Source organism: Leisingera sp. S132 (assembly GCF_025144465.1).
Lineage (GTDB): Bacteria > Pseudomonadota > Alphaproteobacteria > Rhodobacterales > Rhodobacteraceae > Leisingera.
Genome location: NZ_CP083553.1, coordinates 2,589,726 through 2,605,283 on the forward strand (window position 1 = coordinate 2,589,726; position 15,558 = coordinate 2,605,283).

General features: G+C 62.3%; 14 protein-coding genes and 1 riboswitch. Of the genes, 1 reads left to right on the forward strand and 13 read right to left on the reverse strand.

The genetic code is table 11. The features are described from left to right. Nucleotides 1-51: 51 nt before the first annotated feature. The 7 genes from K3725_RS12835 to K3725_RS12865 form a co-directional block, all read right to left on the reverse strand. Nucleotides 52-1,875, reverse strand: coding sequence for a BCCT family transporter (locus K3725_RS12835; protein WP_260015714.1), 1,824 nt, complete (start codon nucleotides 1,873-1,875; stop codon nucleotides 52-54). 77 nt (nucleotides 1,876-1,952) lie between these two features. After that, the gene (locus K3725_RS12840; protein ID WP_260015715.1) at nucleotides 1,953-2,153 is read right to left on the reverse strand and encodes an Ldh family oxidoreductase; all 201 of its coding nucleotides are present in this window, start codon (nucleotides 2,151-2,153) and stop codon (nucleotides 1,953-1,955) included. Between the two features lie 106 nt (nucleotides 2,154-2,259). After that, nucleotides 2,260-3,267 carry an Ldh family oxidoreductase gene (locus K3725_RS12845; protein WP_260015716.1) on the reverse strand — a complete coding sequence of 336 codons (1,008 nt, stop codon included), beginning with the start codon at nucleotides 3,265-3,267 and terminating at the stop codon, nucleotides 2,260-2,262. 13 nt (nucleotides 3,268-3,280) lie between these two features. After that, nucleotides 3,281-3,928, reverse strand: a complete 648-nt coding sequence (locus tag K3725_RS12850) for a DUF3726 domain-containing protein (protein ID WP_260015717.1) — start codon at nucleotides 3,926-3,928, stop codon at nucleotides 3,281-3,283. Then, on the reverse strand, nucleotides 3,925-5,637 hold the full coding sequence (locus tag K3725_RS12855; RefSeq protein ID WP_260015718.1) for a hypothetical protein: 1,713 nt from the start codon (nucleotides 5,635-5,637) through the stop codon (nucleotides 3,925-3,927). Before K3725_RS12855 ends, K3725_RS12850 begins: the two co-directional genes overlap by 4 nt. A gap of 3 nt (nucleotides 5,638-5,640) precedes the next feature. Continuing rightward, nucleotides 5,641-6,624: a dipeptidase gene (locus K3725_RS12860; RefSeq protein ID WP_260015719.1), complete on the reverse strand. Its 984-nt coding sequence runs from the start codon at nucleotides 6,622-6,624 to the stop codon at nucleotides 5,641-5,643. A gap of 136 nt (nucleotides 6,625-6,760) precedes the next feature. Beyond that, nucleotides 6,761-8,206, reverse strand: coding sequence for an aldehyde dehydrogenase family protein (locus tag K3725_RS12865; RefSeq protein WP_260015720.1), 1,446 nt, complete (start codon nucleotides 8,204-8,206; stop codon nucleotides 6,761-6,763). A gap of 104 nt (nucleotides 8,207-8,310) precedes the next feature. Between K3725_RS12865 and K3725_RS12870 the strand changes: the two genes are divergently transcribed. Then, nucleotides 8,311-9,195 (forward strand): LysR family transcriptional regulator, encoded by an 885-nt coding sequence (locus K3725_RS12870; RefSeq protein ID WP_260015721.1) that lies wholly within the window; start codon nucleotides 8,311-8,313, stop codon nucleotides 9,193-9,195. 40 nt (nucleotides 9,196-9,235) lie between these two features. Here the strand turns inward: K3725_RS12870 and K3725_RS12875 are convergent, their stop codons facing one another. The 6 genes from K3725_RS12875 to K3725_RS12900 all read right to left on the reverse strand — a co-directional run bounded on the left by K3725_RS12875 (nucleotide 9,236) and on the right by K3725_RS12900 (nucleotide 15,540). After that, the gene (locus K3725_RS12875; protein WP_260015722.1) at nucleotides 9,236-9,997 is read right to left on the reverse strand and encodes an ABC transporter ATP-binding protein; all 762 of its coding nucleotides are present in this window, start codon (nucleotides 9,995-9,997) and stop codon (nucleotides 9,236-9,238) included. Further along, the gene (locus K3725_RS12880; protein ID WP_260015723.1) at nucleotides 9,994-11,043 is read right to left on the reverse strand and encodes an iron ABC transporter permease; all 1,050 of its coding nucleotides are present in this window, start codon (nucleotides 11,041-11,043) and stop codon (nucleotides 9,994-9,996) included. The genes K3725_RS12875 and K3725_RS12880 overlap by 4 nt, the downstream gene beginning before the upstream one ends. Continuing rightward, nucleotides 11,040-12,050: an ABC transporter substrate-binding protein gene (locus K3725_RS12885; protein ID WP_260015724.1), complete on the reverse strand. Its 1,011-nt coding sequence runs from the start codon at nucleotides 12,048-12,050 to the stop codon at nucleotides 11,040-11,042. Before K3725_RS12885 ends, K3725_RS12880 begins: the two co-directional genes overlap by 4 nt. Nucleotides 12,051-12,190: 140 nt before the next feature. Next, nucleotides 12,191-12,383, reverse strand: a riboswitch (cobalamin riboswitch). 213 nt (nucleotides 12,384-12,596) lie between these two features. Beyond that, on the reverse strand, nucleotides 12,597-14,207 hold the full coding sequence (locus K3725_RS12890; RefSeq protein ID WP_260015725.1) for a chemotaxis protein CheW: 1,611 nt from the start codon (nucleotides 14,205-14,207) through the stop codon (nucleotides 12,597-12,599). After that, on the reverse strand, nucleotides 14,204-14,695 hold the full coding sequence (locus K3725_RS12895; protein ID WP_260015726.1) for a chemotaxis protein CheD: 492 nt from the start codon (nucleotides 14,693-14,695) through the stop codon (nucleotides 14,204-14,206). Before K3725_RS12895 ends, K3725_RS12890 begins: the two co-directional genes overlap by 4 nt. Beyond that, nucleotides 14,686-15,540 (reverse strand): protein-glutamate O-methyltransferase CheR, encoded by an 855-nt coding sequence (locus tag K3725_RS12900; protein ID WP_260015727.1) that lies wholly within the window; start codon nucleotides 15,538-15,540, stop codon nucleotides 14,686-14,688. Before K3725_RS12900 ends, K3725_RS12895 begins: the two co-directional genes overlap by 10 nt. Nucleotides 15,541-15,558: the final 18 nt, after the last annotated feature.

Here is a 15,558-nt window from a genome sequence, read left to right on the forward strand (position 1 = left end):
TTTCCTGTAACAGCCGGGCAAACGCGGCAGCGCTGCCCGGTGTCTGCTTCTTTACTCGGCCGGAGCCGCAGCCTTTTCACGCTGACCATCACGGAACAGCGCCTTGGCCAGGGACACGCACATCAGGCCCATGACCATGGTGAAGGGCAGCGCGCCGATGATCATCGCGCTTTTCAGCGCTTCCATCGGGTCGGCCCCGCCATTCTGCTTGCCCGCAAACAGCAGGGTGCCGATGACCGCGGTCAGGATCAGGCCCCAGACGATCTTGTGCTTGTTGCCGATGTTCTGGTCGCCGCCGGACATGATGGTGTTCATCACCAGGATGCCGGAGTCTGCCGAGGTGACCAGGAAGGTCATGATCAGCACCACGCACATGATGGTGATGCCGGACAGCAGGCCGCCGTCGATCATGCTTTGCAGGGTCACGAACAGCTTTGCGGTGTTCGATGCGCCGATGATCGCGCCGTCTGCGCCGCCGGTCAGTTCCAGGTCGATGGCGGTGCCGCCCAGGATGGCCATCCAGGCAAAGCAGACCAGTGCAGGAGCAATCACACAGCCGAGGATAAACTCACGCACCGACCGGCCGCGTGAAATCCGCGCCAGGAACAGGCCAACGAAGGGCGAGAACGCGATCCACCAGGCCCAGTAGAAGGTGGTCCAGCCCGCCTGCCAGCCAAACTGGCGCTGCGGCTCACCCGCAGCGTAAGCTGCTGCCAGAACCTCGTCGGACAGGGCAGCGGCTTCGCCTTCCAGGCCGGTCTTGAAGCCCTCAAAGGAGCCCCAGGCATTGGTTGCACCTCCGCGCAGCGCATCGGCGTAAGGTGCAGCATCTGCTGGCAGCGCTGCCGCAAAGTCCGCGGCCGACTGCGGCATGTAGGGGCCAAAGCTCAGCGCGGTGAAATGCAGGACGTAGTCCACAAAGGCCGAAGCATACGTGGTCATAGCGAACATGAAAGAGCCGAAAACCACGAACACCAGCAGCAGGATCAGGGACAGAACCAAGTTCAGGTTCGACAGATACTTCACGCCGCGGCCCACACCCGAGACAGCTGAGATGATCGACAGGCCCATGATGGCAAAGAGACCGGCCAGCAGGCCAACGGTTCCCGGAGCAGGCGCATCACCGCTCATGTCCATCATCCATTCCATGCCGGTGACCGCGTAAACGCCGTCCACGAACTGAGAAACGCCAAAGCCAATGGTGACGGAGACGCCCAGGATGGTGGCAACAACACCCAGAACGTCAACGACATGGCCCAGGAAGCCGTTCATCAGCTTGCCGAACAGCGGTGTCAGCGCGGTGCGGATGGTCAGCGGCATGTCGCGGGTATAGGCATAGTAGGCCAGCGACAGGCCGGTCACCACATAGATCGCCCAGGCGTGGAAACCGTAGTGCAGGAACGTGTAACGGAAGCCGGATTGAACGGCCTCTTCGGTGTTGGGTGTCACTTCCTGCGCCAGAACGACAGGGTTGGAGCCCCAGAGACCCATCGGCTCGGCGGTTGCAAAAACCATGAGGCCAACGCCGAGGCCGGCGCCGAACATCATCGAGAACCATGAGAAGTCCGAGAACTCTTTGCCCTGGCCCGGTCCCCCCATGATCCGCTTACCGGTTTGCGGCAATGCGGCGACCACAAACAGGAAAAAGGCGAAGAAACCGACGATAACGATGTAGAAGGCGTTGAAATCCTCAAGGATACGCCAGTTGAGGCTGCCCAGAACGCCCGTGGCGTTTGCCGGCCAGACCAGTGCCCAGAGAACCAGAGCGACCATGATCCCCTTGCTGAGCAAGGCGATCTCGACACTGTGCCCCTTGTAGAAGCCCTGGTCGGAGGTCTTGATCTCCAGATCCGTAAAAGGTTGCTTTATAGACATGCGTTTCCTCCCGTTTCGCACGTGCCGCACCAAGGTGCGGATGGTCCGGCGGTTCGTGCAACCGCCGGTATTTGGCGTCAGCCCAGCTGAGCTTCGATCCTGGCCAGTGTTGCGGTACTGACCGCGACGCCGTCTGTACGGGCCTGCAAGCGCTTGGCCCGACGCCCGTCTCCGGGCAGATGTGCGCCGGCTTGCCCGCGCACCGCTTCTACGATCCCGGCCATTCCAGCACCAAAAGCGTCATTTGCTGTCGCAGCCGGGTCGATTGCGATGAACATTTGGCCGGTTTTCGGCGGACCGTCCGAGTTCGCGGAAAACCGGCGTTTCTTAGTCCAGGGGGGCAGAACATTCGGAATAGCGGTCAAAGTCTCTCCCCTCGCGCGGTTATGCGATTGCTCGCACACGCTCCAGCAGAGCAGCATTCACAGCGACCCCCTCTTCGCGGGCTCGCAAGCGCTTAACGCGGCGGTCGTCACCGGAAACAAAAGCACCTTCCTGTTCCCGGAAGGACTCGGTCAGGGCCTTCAAACGTTCTCCGAACATCTGGCCGGAGGTTGCATCAGGATCGATGGCAATAAAGAACTGACCTGTCTTCGGCGGGCCACCTGCTGTGCCCGAGAATGGGCTGGCTACCGCACCCAATGTGGCACCGGTCATAGCTGCTGCCATAATCTCAACCATCAACGCTTGGTTCACGCCCTTGTAGCCGCCCGACGGCACCATTGATCCCTTGAGACCTGCTTCTGGATCAGTAGTTGGCTTGCCGTCTGCATCCAACACCCAGCCTTCGGGAACCGGTTTGCCTTCGCGTGCGTGTTTCATAACTTCGCTTTTTGCGATCGTGCTTGCGGACTGATCGATCAGAACTTCTGCATCGCCTTTGCCATCCGGGGCAGCAACCGAAATCGGGTTGGTGCCAACAACCGGTTTGGAACCGCCCCAAGGGGCGACGGACGCGGGAGCATTGGTGAAGCCAAAGCTCAGCAAACCGGCCTGGGCCAGACGCAGAGTGTGGATGCCCAGCACGCCGCAGTTGTAGGAGTTGTTCACAGCCAGAACGGCAACACCCTGTTCACGGGCTAGCGGCACCAGCTTTTCAAAACCCATATCGATTGCAGTATGCGCGAATCCGGTGGCTGCGTCAGCGACAAGCACAGCTGGGCGAGGCTGTGTCAGGACAGGCCGGGCCTGTCCATCCACCTTGCCGCACTGAACATGCTCTGCGTAGATCGGGATATAGGCGAGACCATGCGAGGCAACGCCGTCCGCTTCGGTCATGGCTGTTGCCACAGCCAGCGGACGTGCGTTTGCTTCCGTGGTGCCAGCCTTGACAAGCGCCCGGAAAGCCAGGTCTTCAATTTCTGCAAGTGTAAGTGTCTGGGTCTCGATCATTTAGGTACCTTTGTCAGTCATTGTCGGATAGCCCGGCACCGGCGCCGCGCAGTCGCGAAGCTTCGGTGGCGGGCGCATAGGTGCGGTGGGCAAGAACGCCAAGGCGGTCCCATGCCTCTGCCGGGGCGCTGCCGCGCAGCACCGGCTCGCGGCGTTCTGTCATGCTGGCAGGGGCAGTAAAGGTGACCTTGTCCGCCAGCCTGGCAGTATAGGCATCCGGCGCGCCCTGGGCGCACAGCTGGCGTCCGTCGGTTGCCAGGCGGGCGCCGGCCCATTCCACGGAAACCGCCGTTTCCAGCCGCAGCGCCGCGCCGGCGGCGAAGGGCACCAGCAGCAACGGAACGCAAACGCGTTCCATCACGATCTGCCCTTCGTCCATCAGCTGCACCGCGCAATCGCTCAGAGCAGCCCCCGCAATCAGCGGGCTCATCCGGCCCGACGGCGCACGCCAAACGCCCTCCAGCGCGGACGGCGTAAAATCGGCAGGCGGCAGGCGGTCGTTCATTTCCAGGAGCTCGGCCAGAAGTTCAGCCCCCGGAAAGCCGAAGGAGGAGATCCAGCGGGTGCCCTTTGCGGCTTCCTCGGCCAGTCCCCAGCTCAACCCGGCACCGCGGGCCGCGCGTTTGCACATAGCCTCGATTTCATTCAGCGAATGGGTCATGCCGGTGCCCCCTCTTCAAGCGTCGGATAGACCCAGAAATCAGCATTTTCCGCTGACAGGTCCTGAGGATACGGGGCATTGCCGTACATGCAGATCCGGACCCACCGGTCGGACCGGGGATCGAACTGGGTAGCGCCGAAAAAGGCGAGCTTGCAGCGGAGCATGTCAATCGGCAGGACATCATGTGAAATCGTGTTGTCCCGGATTTCCGCATATGGCGCACGTCCGGCAATCTGCACCCTGCGCACCGTATGGCGGTGCTCAGGGTGGCGCAGCAGGAACTCGGCAACGCGGGTATCGCCCTGCCAATGAGCCAGCGCCTTGAACAAGGCAGCAGCGTCCCGCCCAGGCGCCAGCGGCTGTTCATACTCTTCGACTGGCTCTTCGAAACGCTCGCCCAGACGGGGTTCAAGCTTCTCCTCGGAGACATACCAGGCGCGGGCACGGTTTTCCGGCTGTTGCCAATCGGTGCCGATGGCCCATTCATAGACCCGCTCCAGCAGACCGCGCAGTTCCTCGATGGTCATTGCACCGGCGATGCGGAACGTCGGCGTATTGTCTGCGGCCATGCCGTTGCTCAGATCGTCCACCAGGCCGCCATAGGGCTCCAGCATCAGCGATGCGAGCCATTCCTGCCCTTCCAGCGTCAGCGTCTCTTCCGCCCAGCGGTACATCCGGTCCCAGGGATGGCTGCCGCTCAAAGCTTCAGGACTGGCCAGGTAGCCATCAATTTTCTCCAGATCGCTGCGCAGCTCACTTAGCTTGCGGACCTGAATTTCATGTTCCGAGTGCCACAGCGCCACGTTCTTCTTGCTGCGCTGCAACAGCTCCAGGAACAAACCCGTGTCTTCATCAGACGCACTGTCCAGGCTGCGGACGGTCCGGATCGCTTCCTCGCGGGAGGCAATCCAGTTGTTGAACAGAACCGGGTGGTTCAACAGGAATGGCGCCATGCCCAGTCCGGTTGAATTGCCGATCCCGAGCGAACGCGCCAGTTCCGGGGCCAGCCGGGCTGCAGTGTTCCCCGCAGCTTTGGCGCGCATGTCGGCCATATGCTGCACAAGATCGCGCACGTACCAGCGGGTCAGGAAAACCGACAGCATTTCTGCCTGAAACGGAACTTCGAACTCGGGGCGTGCGGCGATCATCTCGCGGTCGGCAGCACCCAGCTTGCCAGAGCCGTAAACAGCGGTGGTCCGCATCAGGTATCCGACCGCCTGCAGCTGCTCTGGATCCGGCTGCTTCCCCTCTGCCAGGGAGGACACCACATGTTCCCACAGCCGCACAGACCGGTTCGCACGGGACACCGAAATCTCGCGCTCGCTGACCCGGCCCGCCTCCTGATAGGGGACGTTTTTCGAAAGCCGTTCGATATCTTCGTCGGTGGGGATGCCGTCAAACAGGGCAAAGGTGGAATCCCAAGCGGTTGCAATCACCCGGTCCGACCGCATTTCGGGCGGCAGATCGTGGGCAAAGGCAACCAGGGAGTAAGTCCGCGCAGGGGTGGTAGCGGAATAGACCGCCACACCAACGCCCTTGGCATCGATATCGAACTTGGGGCGTGCAAAGCTCCAGTTTTCCCGGGCCATGCGGCGTGTCAGCACCCGCATGAAGCTGAGGCGGCACTGATGCAAGGAACCGAGCCGGCTGAGGCGCATGACCTGTGCCGGATCCCGTCGTGATATCGTTGTCTGCGCGGTTGTTTCCATGACCTATCCCTTTGGGCCAAAGTTTTCGGCGAAGAACCGGTACCAGTTCCCGCCCATGATGCCGCTGACCTCGTCATCGTTCATGCCCGTCGCGCGAAGGCCTTCTTCGATGTTTCCAAAGTCGCGGTTGTCCTTGAACCAGCTAGGCATTGCCGGGAAGCCCGGCGCGGCGGCTGATCCTTCGCCGTAGTCGATCTCTTTCGTCCAGCGGCCGACGCGCATCCATTCAACGATGCTGTCGGGCTGATCCTGGCAGAGATCGGTGCCGATCCCGAGATGCTCCACCCCGTATTTCTCGGCAGTGCGTGCGATCATCTCGCAGAAGCTTTGCAGGGTACAGTCGGACTTGCCCTTCAAGTGGTGCGGATAGACCGAGAACCCCAGCATGCCGCCGTGGCCGGTCACTGCGCGGATGACATCATCCTTCTTGTTGCGCAGGGCCGGCGACCATTCATGCGGGTTGGCATGAGTAATGGCGATCGGGCGGCTGGAAATTTCCGCTGCTTCGATGGTGGAGCGGTCGGCGGAATGGCTCATATCCACGACCAGGCCGACCCGGTTCATCTCCTTGATCACCTGCTTGCCCATGCGGGTGATCCCCATGTCCTCAGCCTCGTAGCAGCCGGTCGCCAGCAGCGACTGGTTGTTGTAGGTGAGCTGCATGAATCGGGCGCCGAGCGTGTGCAGGATCTCCACTAGGCCGATGTCGTCCTCCATCGGCGAGGGGTTCTGGAAGCCGAAGAACACAGCGGTGCGGCCGGTTTCGCGGGCCTTGTCGATGTCAGAGGCCCACTGCCCCTTCATGATCAGATCCGGGTACTGCTCGAACCAGCGGTTCCATTTCTCGAAGTTCAGGACCGTCTCGCGGAAGGTCTCGTGATAGGCAATGGTGACATGGATCGCGTCCACGCCGCCTTCGCGCAGCTGGCGGAAGATCTTCTCGGACCAGTTGGCATATTGCAGGCAGTCGATACGGTATCCGGTCATTCAAGCACCTCGGTTATCTAAATCGCGCACCCGGCCCTAGGCGGCGGGCAGGATGCGCCCGCCACAGGGGAAACATGGAGGGCGGGCGCTTCCGCAAACTGGCAGGCCGGTCTTCGGCGCGGCCAGGATTTCAGTCTCAGACCGGCTTGCCGGCGCTGATGTAGGCGGTCTTGACGGTGGTGTAGAACTCCGCCGCCGCCTTGCCCTGCTCGCGCGGGCCATAGGAGCTGTCGCCGCGGCCGCCGAAGGGCACGTGGTAGTCGGTGCCTGCGGTTGGCAGGTTGACAGTGACCACACCGGTGCGCGCGTTGCGGCGGAAGTGGGTGGCGCGGGCCAGCGACTGGGTGACGATGCCCGAGGTCAGGCCGAAGTTGGTGTCGTTCACCACCGACAGCGCCTCGTCATAGCTGCCGACCTTGATCACGCTGGTCAGCGGTGCGAACATTTCCTCGCGGTTGATGCGCATGTTGTTGGTGGTGTTCAGGAACACGCCGGGGGACATGTAGAAACCCTCGTGCGGCATCTCCAGGCGCTGGCCGCCGCAGGCCAGTTCAGCGCCTTCAGAAGTGCCAATGTCCACATAGGCCAGGTTCTCGTTCAGCTGCTGCTCGCTGACCACCGGCCCCATCTGCACGCCCGCTTCCAGCGCGTGGCCCACTTTCATGGCCTGTGCCCCGGCGACAAGCTTGTCGACAAAGGCATCATGAATGGCCGCGTGGACCACGAGCCGGGAGGAGGCGGTGCATTTCTGTCCAGTGCCGCCAAAGGCGCCGCCCAGCGCCAGGGTGACGGCCAGATCCAGATCGGCGTCATCCATCACCGCCAGCGCGTTCTTGGAGCCCATCTCCATCTGCACCTTGGTCAGGTTCTGGATGGCGGCAGACGCGATGCCCTTGCCCACAGGCACCGAACCGGTGAAGGAAATCGCGTTCACCTTGGGGCTTTCGACCAGGCGCTGGCCGATAGAACGGCCCGACCCCATGACCAGCGAGAACAGGCCCTTGGGGATGTCTTGACGTTCGATGATCTCAGTCAGGGCAACAGCGGAGGCCGGGGTGATATTGGCCGGCTTCCACACCACTGCGTTGCCGTAGCAGAGCGCCGGAGCGATCTTCCAGGAGGCGGTCGCAGTCGGGAAGTTCCAGGGCGAGATGATTGCCACCACGCCAACTGCCTCACGGCGCACGTCCACTTCGATATCCGGGCGCACGGAGTCGGCGTTTTCTCCGATCTGGCGCAGGCATTCGGCGGCGTAATAGGTGAAGAACTGGCCGGCGCGGTAAACCTCGCCCTTGCCTTCGGCCAGCGGCTTGCCTTCCTCGCGGCTCAGCAGTGTGCCCAGCTCCTCGGCGCGGGCCATCAGCTCATTGCCGATGTTCATCAGTACCGCCTGCTTGCGCTCCAGCCCGTAGGCCGCCCATTCGGCTTGGGCGATCTGCGCCTGATCCAGGGTTGCCTCCAGCTGATCGGAGCTGGCCTGGGCAAACATGCCAACCAGATCGTTCAGATCCGACGGGTTGCGGTTTTCGATTTCGCTTTCGCCAGCCAGCCATTCGCCGGCAATCAGGTTCAGTTTGGTCACGGAAAAGCCCCAGATGCTGAATTTCAGGTTTCGTGCAGGATGGACTCCGGACGCCGCATCAGTCAAACTCAATAAACTGTAAAGAACTTCAGGATTCTTGAAGTATGGCGTTGAAAATCGAAATGCTGCGCGCTTTCTGCACTGTGGCCCAGACCGGCAATCTGTCTGAGGCCGCAAACAGGCTGGGCCGGACCCAATCCGCTGTTTCCATGACACTGAAGCAGATGGAGGAGCATCTGGGCAAGAAGCTGTTTGAAGGCGAGCGCAAAAATCAGCTATCGCCTTTGGGCGCGCAGGTTTTTGAACTGGCTCAGCAGCAGGTGCGGCGCTTCGACCAGACCGTGCAAAGCATCGAATTGGCTGCAGAGGCGGCCCACGGTCTGCTGCAGATTGTCTCGGTTCCCTCCGTCGCCGCGCTGGTTTTTCCGGCGGTGCTGGAGCATATGACGGCACGCCACCCCGGGCTCAAGGTGGAGTTGCGCGACACAGACACCCAGGAGGTGCTTGATGCGCTGGCGGAGGGCAAGGCGGATATTGGCATCGCCTCCGGCTATCATCCCCTGAACGGCGTAAGGGCGGTTCCCTTGTTCGAGGACCGGTTTGGCCTGGTCTGCTCCACGGAGCATCCGCTGTACCGGCAGGAGGCCGTGCCGGAAATTGCTGATGTGACCGCTGCGGGTTTTGTCCGCAATGCCCTGTGCGATCTGATCCGTAACGAGCGCTTTGTCGAGGCCAGCAGCAAGGCCGATGTGACGATCCACAACACCCATTCTCTGATCACCATGGTGCGGACCGGCAAATGGGTCACCGTGCTGCCGCAGACGGTCGCCCGCTTCATGCCGGAAGCCACCGCCTTTCGCCCTATTGCCGATCTGCCCGACAAGCGGGCGGTCTACCTGTACCAGCGCGAACGGTCCCGCTTTGCCGCACTGACAGAGGAATGCTGCACCTTCATCCAGTCCTGCGGCCTGTTCGGCGCGCCGGGCTGACAACACCCGGAACCCGCCGGGGCCGGCGACCGCCTGTACTTCAAGCCAATTGAAAAGACAGGAAGGGGTCCGCCCCATCGGCCTCGCGGACCCACCGCGCCTTGATCCCGAAAATCTCGGAAATCGTATCTGGGGCCAGTGCTAGTTCAGGTGCGCCACAGGCGACCAGCCGCCCATGCGACAGCACCGCCACCTTATCGCAGGTCAACGCCTGGTTGAGGTCATGCAGGGCCACCACGGTGGTCACCTTCAGGTTCCGGATGCAGTGCAGGATCGACAGCTGGTGATGGATATCCAGATGGTTCGTCGGCTCATCCAGCAGCAGGAGCCCCGGCCGCTGCGCCAAGGCGCGGGCAATGTGCAGCCTCTGCCGTTCACCACCTGACAGGGTGGCCCATTCGCGGCTTGCGAAGCCTTCCATCTCAACAGTGGCCAGTGCCTTATCCACCAGCGCGGTGTCCTCAAAGTTCCAGGGTTTCAGCACCGACAGCCAAGGGGTACGGCCCAGCTCCACAACGGAGCGGGCGGTAATCCGTTCGCCGGTGTCGGCCTGCTGCTCGACAATGGCAATCCGCTGGGCAATCTGGCGGCGTGTCAGCTGGGCCAGCGGCATGTCCGCCAGAAGCACCTGCCCTTGCGTTGGTTTTGCGAGACCGGACAGCAGCCGCATCAAGGTCGACTTGCCGGAGCCGTTCGGCCCGACCAGAGCCAGCGTTTCGCCTGGCTGAACCGACACAGACACATCTTGCACCAGGGTTCTGCCGCGCACGGCAAACGACAGGTTGCGGGCTTCGATCTTCATCGTGCAGCCCTTTGCCCGCGCACCAGGATCACAGCAAAAGACGGCGCCCCGATCAAGGCGGTGACAACCCCGATAGGCAGCACCTGGCCGGGGATGATGATGCGGGACACGATGTCGGCAGCGATCAGGAACACCGCACCGGTCAGCGCCGCGGCCGGCATCAGCCTGCGGTGGCCGGGGCCGACCAGGAAGCGTGCGGCATGGGGGATCACCAGGCCGACAAAGCCGATGGAGCCGACGATCGACACCATTACCGCGGTCATCAGCGCAGTGGCAAAGATCAGCACCACCTGAACCCGCCGGACCGGGATGCCAAGTGAAGCAGCGGAGTCGCTGCCGAATGTGAACGCATCCAGCGCGCGGGCATGGAACCGGCAGATCATCCAGCCCGCCAGCGCCAGCGGCACCGCCAGCCACACATCCGGCCAGCGCACGCCGCTGAGGTTGCCCATCAACCAGAACATGATGCCGCGGGCCTGATCGGCATTGGCGGACTTGGCGATGATAAAGGCGGTCAGCGCGTTGAACAGCTGCGAACCGGCGATACCCGCCAGAACGATCTGAGCCGCCGCGGCGCGGCTGCCCCCTGCCCCGGCCGCGCGGGCCAGGATGGCGACAAAGCCAAAGGCCAGCAGCGCCCCGTTGAAGGCGCCGAAGGACAACGACAGGGCGCCGCCGCCAAGCCCGGCGATAGTCACCGCAACCGCGCCGGTCGAGGCGCCGGCCGAAATACCCAGAATATAAGGGTCCGCCAGCGCGTTGCGCAGCAGCGCCTGCAGCACCACGCCAGCCACCGCCAGCGCCGCTCCGCAGGCCGCAGCCACCAGCGCCCGCGGCAGCCGGTAGCTCCAGATGATGCCCTGGTCCACCGGGTCCACCGGCAGGCCCGCCCCGGCCAGCTTGTTGGCCAGAACGGACAGAACTAGGTCAGGCGCAAGCGGGGTTTCCCCGATCATTGCACCAGCCAGAACCGCCGCGGCCAGCACTGGCAGGGCCAGGCATGCGCCCCGGATGCCCTGCCAGGCCAATGCGGCGGCTGCGCTCATTCGCCGTTGCCGATCGCGCTGAGTTCAGCAGCCAGATCCTCCAGCGCCGGGATGGCGCGGATGGTGGCATCCATGGCCTGGGCGTCCATCACCACGATACGATCATTTTTGACCGCGTCCATCTGGCTGGCGACCGGATCATTGCGCAGGAACTCCAGCTTTTTCTCATAGTCATCCGCGGCAAAGCGGCGGCGGTCCATACGGGCAATCACGATCACGGTCGGGTTGGCCTTGGCGATGGTCTCCCAGCCCACGGTCGGCCATTCCTCGTCGGTTTTGATGACATTGCGGAGGCCCAGCTGCTGCATCATGTAGCCCGGTGCGCCCTTCTGGCCGGCCACGAACGGGTCGCTTTCCATCTCGGGCGAAGAGAACCAGAACACGGCGGAGGCGTCGTCCAGCGCAACCTCCTGCGCCTTGGCCACAGCCGCGGCCTCGCGCGCCTTGTAGTCTGCGACCAGTTCCGCGCCCTTCCCGGCCTCGCCGAAGATCGCCGCCAGTTCCTCGATGCCCTGATAGAGGCTGTCGGTGGTGAACATTTCGGTGCGGGTGCCGTCACCGCCGGTGGTGTTGTCCTTGCCAACGCAATCTGCGGGCATCACATAGGTCGGGATGCCGAGGTCATGGAACTGCTCGCGCTTGGCGACCACGCCTTCGGGGCCGACATGCCACTCATACTGGGCCGCCACCAGACCGGGGCGTTTGGCCACCACGCTTTCAAAGCTCGGATCGTTGTCCGCGAGGCGTTCGACCTTGCCGTTCAGCTCGGCAAATTCGGGCAGCACATCGTTGAACCAGACCGAGGTGCCCAGCACCTTGCCGCCCAGGCCCAGCGCATAGAGCACCTCTGTTGCAGCCTGGCCAACGGTCACGGAGGACGCAACGGGCGCCTCAAAGGTGACGGTCTCGCCGCAGTTTTGAAGGGTCAGCGGAAAGGTCTCGCTGGCGGCGGCTGCCTGAGCGGCCGCAACGAAAGAAAGGCCCATCAGGCCGGAACGCAGAAACATGATTTCGATCTCCATGTGTCAATGACCGGAGAACGGGTGAAAGGGCATTGACCGGTCAGGCGAAGGGATCCGGCCCTTCTTGCAGCCTCCAGCGCTGGCGGCGCATGTTACCGGCAACCTCCCCGGACAACCCCGTCCGGTGTGCTTCAGTTTTCACCGGCAGGTCTCCTGACTGGCGGGTCATTGCCTGCGCCGTCTTCCCGGACCGGATGGTCCAGTGACATCATGGCACAGCACTCGCCGCCTACAGTTGCGGGGGCAGTTCCGGTTGGCGCCTGACAGCGCCGCGGATTCCCTCTTAGCCCTTGCGGGACCGGTAAGGCGCGGGTAGCGCATCACCTCTCTTGCGGCAAGAAAAACTTCGCCGGGCAGCCAATTTCTTCAGGCAGGCCAGCGCGCCGTTCAGGACGGGCGATGACACAACATCCCGGAGGCATCCGCCCAAGCAACGCGCATTCGCGACTATCTGGCGGCCCGCGCTTGAGCGGCTGCAATTGATTGAACGGAGCCGCCGCTGTCTGACTGCGCCAGCACAACAAAGCTCCGCTAGGCGGCGTGGAAACAGCGGTCCACCAGAGCGGTTGTGTCCAGGATCAGGATCGACTCGTAGCGCCCGTCCTGCGTCTTATGCTGCAGGCAGCCGGTGACATCCTCGGCGATGCTTTTGGACGCATGCTGCTGATCCAGGGATTTCAGCTCAGCCACCCGGTTTTCAGTTGTGATGATGATTTCATCAACTGAATCCACCAGAATCCCGAATTTCTGCTCGCCATGGCGGAAAATCAGAACCTTCTGATCCTGACTGGACGCCGGCGGCAGCCCGTATAGCATCCGCGGGTTGAACAGCGTGATCAATTCCCCCCTCAAATTGAGGATTCCTTCGACGAATTCCAACGAAAACGGCGGTTCCAGAAGATCCTTGGGCCGGTTGATCACCTCGCTGACCTGCGCAGTGTCCAGCGCGAACCTTTTCTCGAAAGTGAATTTGATGAATGTGCGCCGCACTGCCCGGGCTTCCTGTTCCTCAGCCTCGGCCTCTGCCGTCTCGGGTGGGAAAACTTCCTGACAGGCCTTCGCCGCCGCCAGAAAGCTCGGCTCCCTCAGCAGCTTTCCAGGGTCCAGCATCATGACGATCTGATTGTTCTTATCCAGCAGACACCCATTCACCAGATCGCCGCGCGGCAGGGCCAGCTTGGCAAAGGGCAGCACCTCATCCTCGAAATACGGCAGGATGCTGTCGATCGAGAAAACCATGAGCCCGACCGGCCCCTCAAGGGTATCGATCACCAGCATGCGGCGTTCCTTGGGGATGGTTGCCCCAAGCTTGAAAGTTGCGTCGTCGCCCATAAAGCCGCGAAAATCTATCACTGGCAGTATGACACCGCGCATGTTCGCGGTGCCGATCACATTGCCGCCGGTCAGCAGGGACTGTTCCAGCTTGGGAACGGTTCTGACCTCTTTCACATGCCGAAGGTCAATGGCGCATGTCGTGTGGCCGGTTTGAAAGGACACGCAGGCGAGCTTCTTTCCCCTGTTGAGCTTGACGGTTTCCTTACTGGCCTCATTGTCCGCCCGGGGCAGTTTTTCCAGATTCAGCAATTCATGCGGGTCCAGAACCTGAACCAGCCTTTTGCCGTCCTCGAATTTGAGGACCCCATCGACGACGACATCCTTGATGCCCTCGCCATTGGGGCGGAAATCCACCCGCGCCACGCCTTTTCCGTTCAAGACCTCGCCGGTCCTGTCAAAGAGCAGGCCAATGCAGTGTTCCCCGTGTTCTATGATAGCAACCTTGCGCGCCTGGATGCTGTCAGCCGCCGGGAACTCCAGCAGGCTGCGCAGGTCGATGACCGGGACAATCATGCCCCGCAGGTTAAACAGACCCAGCATGAAAGGCGGCGCGAGCGGCACCGGCGAAATATCCTCCGGTTCGTTCACGATCTCCTGGAGCGAGGAGACCGGTATTGCAAATTCGCTGTCGTCAATCAGGAAAGACCCGTATTTGTTTGTGTGGCTGCGCTGCGCCCTGGCTGCGGGCGGCGGCGCAGCTTGCCCGGCCGCTGCGCCGCCCTCCGCCCCGTCCGCAGAGCATCCCGCATGCCCCTGGGCGGCGCTGTGCGCGCCAAGGATCAGCGGGGCCGAGGTTTCCGGTTTCATGACTGCACCCCCAAGCGCGGAATGGATTTGACAGTGAACTCGCCGCTGGAGCAGTCGATGGTCACCTGCCGTCCCTGCATACCGCCGACATCTTCGTGGATGTTGCGGACGCCGGCGTCCCGCAGCGCCCGGTAGGCGGCACGCGCATTGATGCTGCCGACAAGACGCTCGGGATCCGTGTCTTCGGGCATCGTCATGTTGGCACCGCCGACAACAATCGCCTGGAGCTTGCGCAGATCCTTGCCGGACACCTCCATCAGCGACTGCAAGGACCTGAGCGCCTGATCGACATGCCTGCCGCTGATCGCATCGGAGGTGTCCGGCGCCTTGGACAGCAGGCAATGCGCCAGCCCGTAGATCCCCTTGGCCGGATGCAGCAGCCCGAGGCCGATGCAGGAGCCGAGTATCGCGTTCAGCGACTGTCCCGTCCGGCCGGTTTTCACCTGGCCGATCTGCACATGGATTTTCTGAACATCATTCACGCACATGGGCTGCTTACTCTGGCGGACGGACGGTAGATAATCGGTGCCAGCTGTTCGAACCCGGTACGAAGGTTGTTCAGTGTCTCGCTTTCACCGATGAACAGAACCCCATCTGGTTTGATCAGCTCCCTGACATGCTGGAGGATCTTCTCCTGGTCTTCATCGGTGAAGTAAATCAGCACATTGCGCAGGAAAACAACATCGAACGGGCTGGTGCCGCCGAGCCTTTCCAGCAGGTTATGCAGCTTGAACTTCAGCCGGGCCCGGACTTGCGGCACCGCCTTGTAGCCGTCCGCATCGCTGCCTTTCATGTGGCTGGCAAACAGGCCGGGCTGTTCTTTGCGGAAACGGGCAATCGAGCGGCCGTTGTAGACCCCCGTTTGCGCCACATCCAGAACCCGCGAAGAAACATCCGTGCCCAGCACGGAATAGTCGAAACCCGGTTTCTCCAGCCGCTGCTGCTCCAGGATGGTGCCGATGGTATGGGCCTCCTCCCCGGTTGAGGCCGCGGCTGACCAGACCCGCATCCGCAGGTTCTCTCCCCGTGCGTGGAATTCCGGCAGGAACACATTCTGGAAATAGTCCCAGACCCGCGGTGTGCGGTAGAAATAGGTCTCATTGGTGGTCACCCGGTTTGTCAGCTCCTGCATCTCCGCAGGGTCGGATGCCAGCCGGGAGATATAGGATGCAAAGCTCGGCTCATCGACCTCCCGCAGCCGCCGCCGCAAGCGGCTGACCAGCATCGTCTTGCGGGTCTCGCCGATGGTTATTCCTGTATTGCGGTGAACGATGGCGCGGAGTTTAGAAAAATCCCCATCGCTCATGGTGATGTCGGTGTCTGGTTTTCTCATCCCCGGTCCTTTCGCCAA

Bases quoted from the DNA above. Each gene is read 5' to 3' on its own strand.
- K3725_RS12835 (WP_260015714.1), bottom strand. From the start codon at position 1,875: ATGTCTATAAAGCAACCTTTTACGGATCTGGAGATCAAGACCTCCGAC.
- K3725_RS12880 (WP_260015723.1), bottom strand. From the start codon at position 11,043: ATGAGCGCAGCCGCCGCATTGGCCTGGCAGGGCATCCGGGGCGCATGC.
- K3725_RS12860 (WP_260015719.1), bottom strand. From the start codon at position 6,624: ATGACCGGATACCGTATCGACTGCCTGCAATATGCCAACTGGTCCGAG.
- K3725_RS12885 (WP_260015724.1), bottom strand. From the start codon at position 12,050: ATGTTTCTGCGTTCCGGCCTGATGGGCCTTTCTTTCGTTGCGGCCGCT.
- K3725_RS12870 (WP_260015721.1), top strand. From the start codon at position 8,311: ATGGCGTTGAAAATCGAAATGCTGCGCGCTTTCTGCACTGTGGCCCAG.
- K3725_RS12845 (WP_260015716.1), bottom strand. From the start codon at position 3,267: ATGATCGAGACCCAGACACTTACACTTGCAGAAATTGAAGACCTGGCT.
- K3725_RS12900 (WP_260015727.1), bottom strand. From the start codon at position 15,540: ATGAGAAAACCAGACACCGACATCACCATGAGCGATGGGGATTTTTCT.
- K3725_RS12895 (WP_260015726.1), bottom strand. From the start codon at position 14,695: ATGTGCGTGAATGATGTTCAGAAAATCCATGTGCAGATCGGCCAGGTG.
- K3725_RS12875 (WP_260015722.1), bottom strand. From the start codon at position 9,997: ATGAAGATCGAAGCCCGCAACCTGTCGTTTGCCGTGCGCGGCAGAACC.
- K3725_RS12840 (WP_260015715.1), bottom strand. From the start codon at position 2,153: ATGTTCATCGCAATCGACCCGGCTGCGACAGCAAATGACGCTTTTGGT.
- K3725_RS12855 (WP_260015718.1), bottom strand. From the start codon at position 5,637: ATGGAAACAACCGCGCAGACAACGATATCACGACGGGATCCGGCACAG.
- K3725_RS12890 (WP_260015725.1), bottom strand. From the start codon at position 14,207: ATGAAACCGGAAACCTCGGCCCCGCTGATCCTTGGCGCGCACAGCGCC.
- K3725_RS12850 (WP_260015717.1), bottom strand. From the start codon at position 3,928: ATGACCCATTCGCTGAATGAAATCGAGGCTATGTGCAAACGCGCGGCC.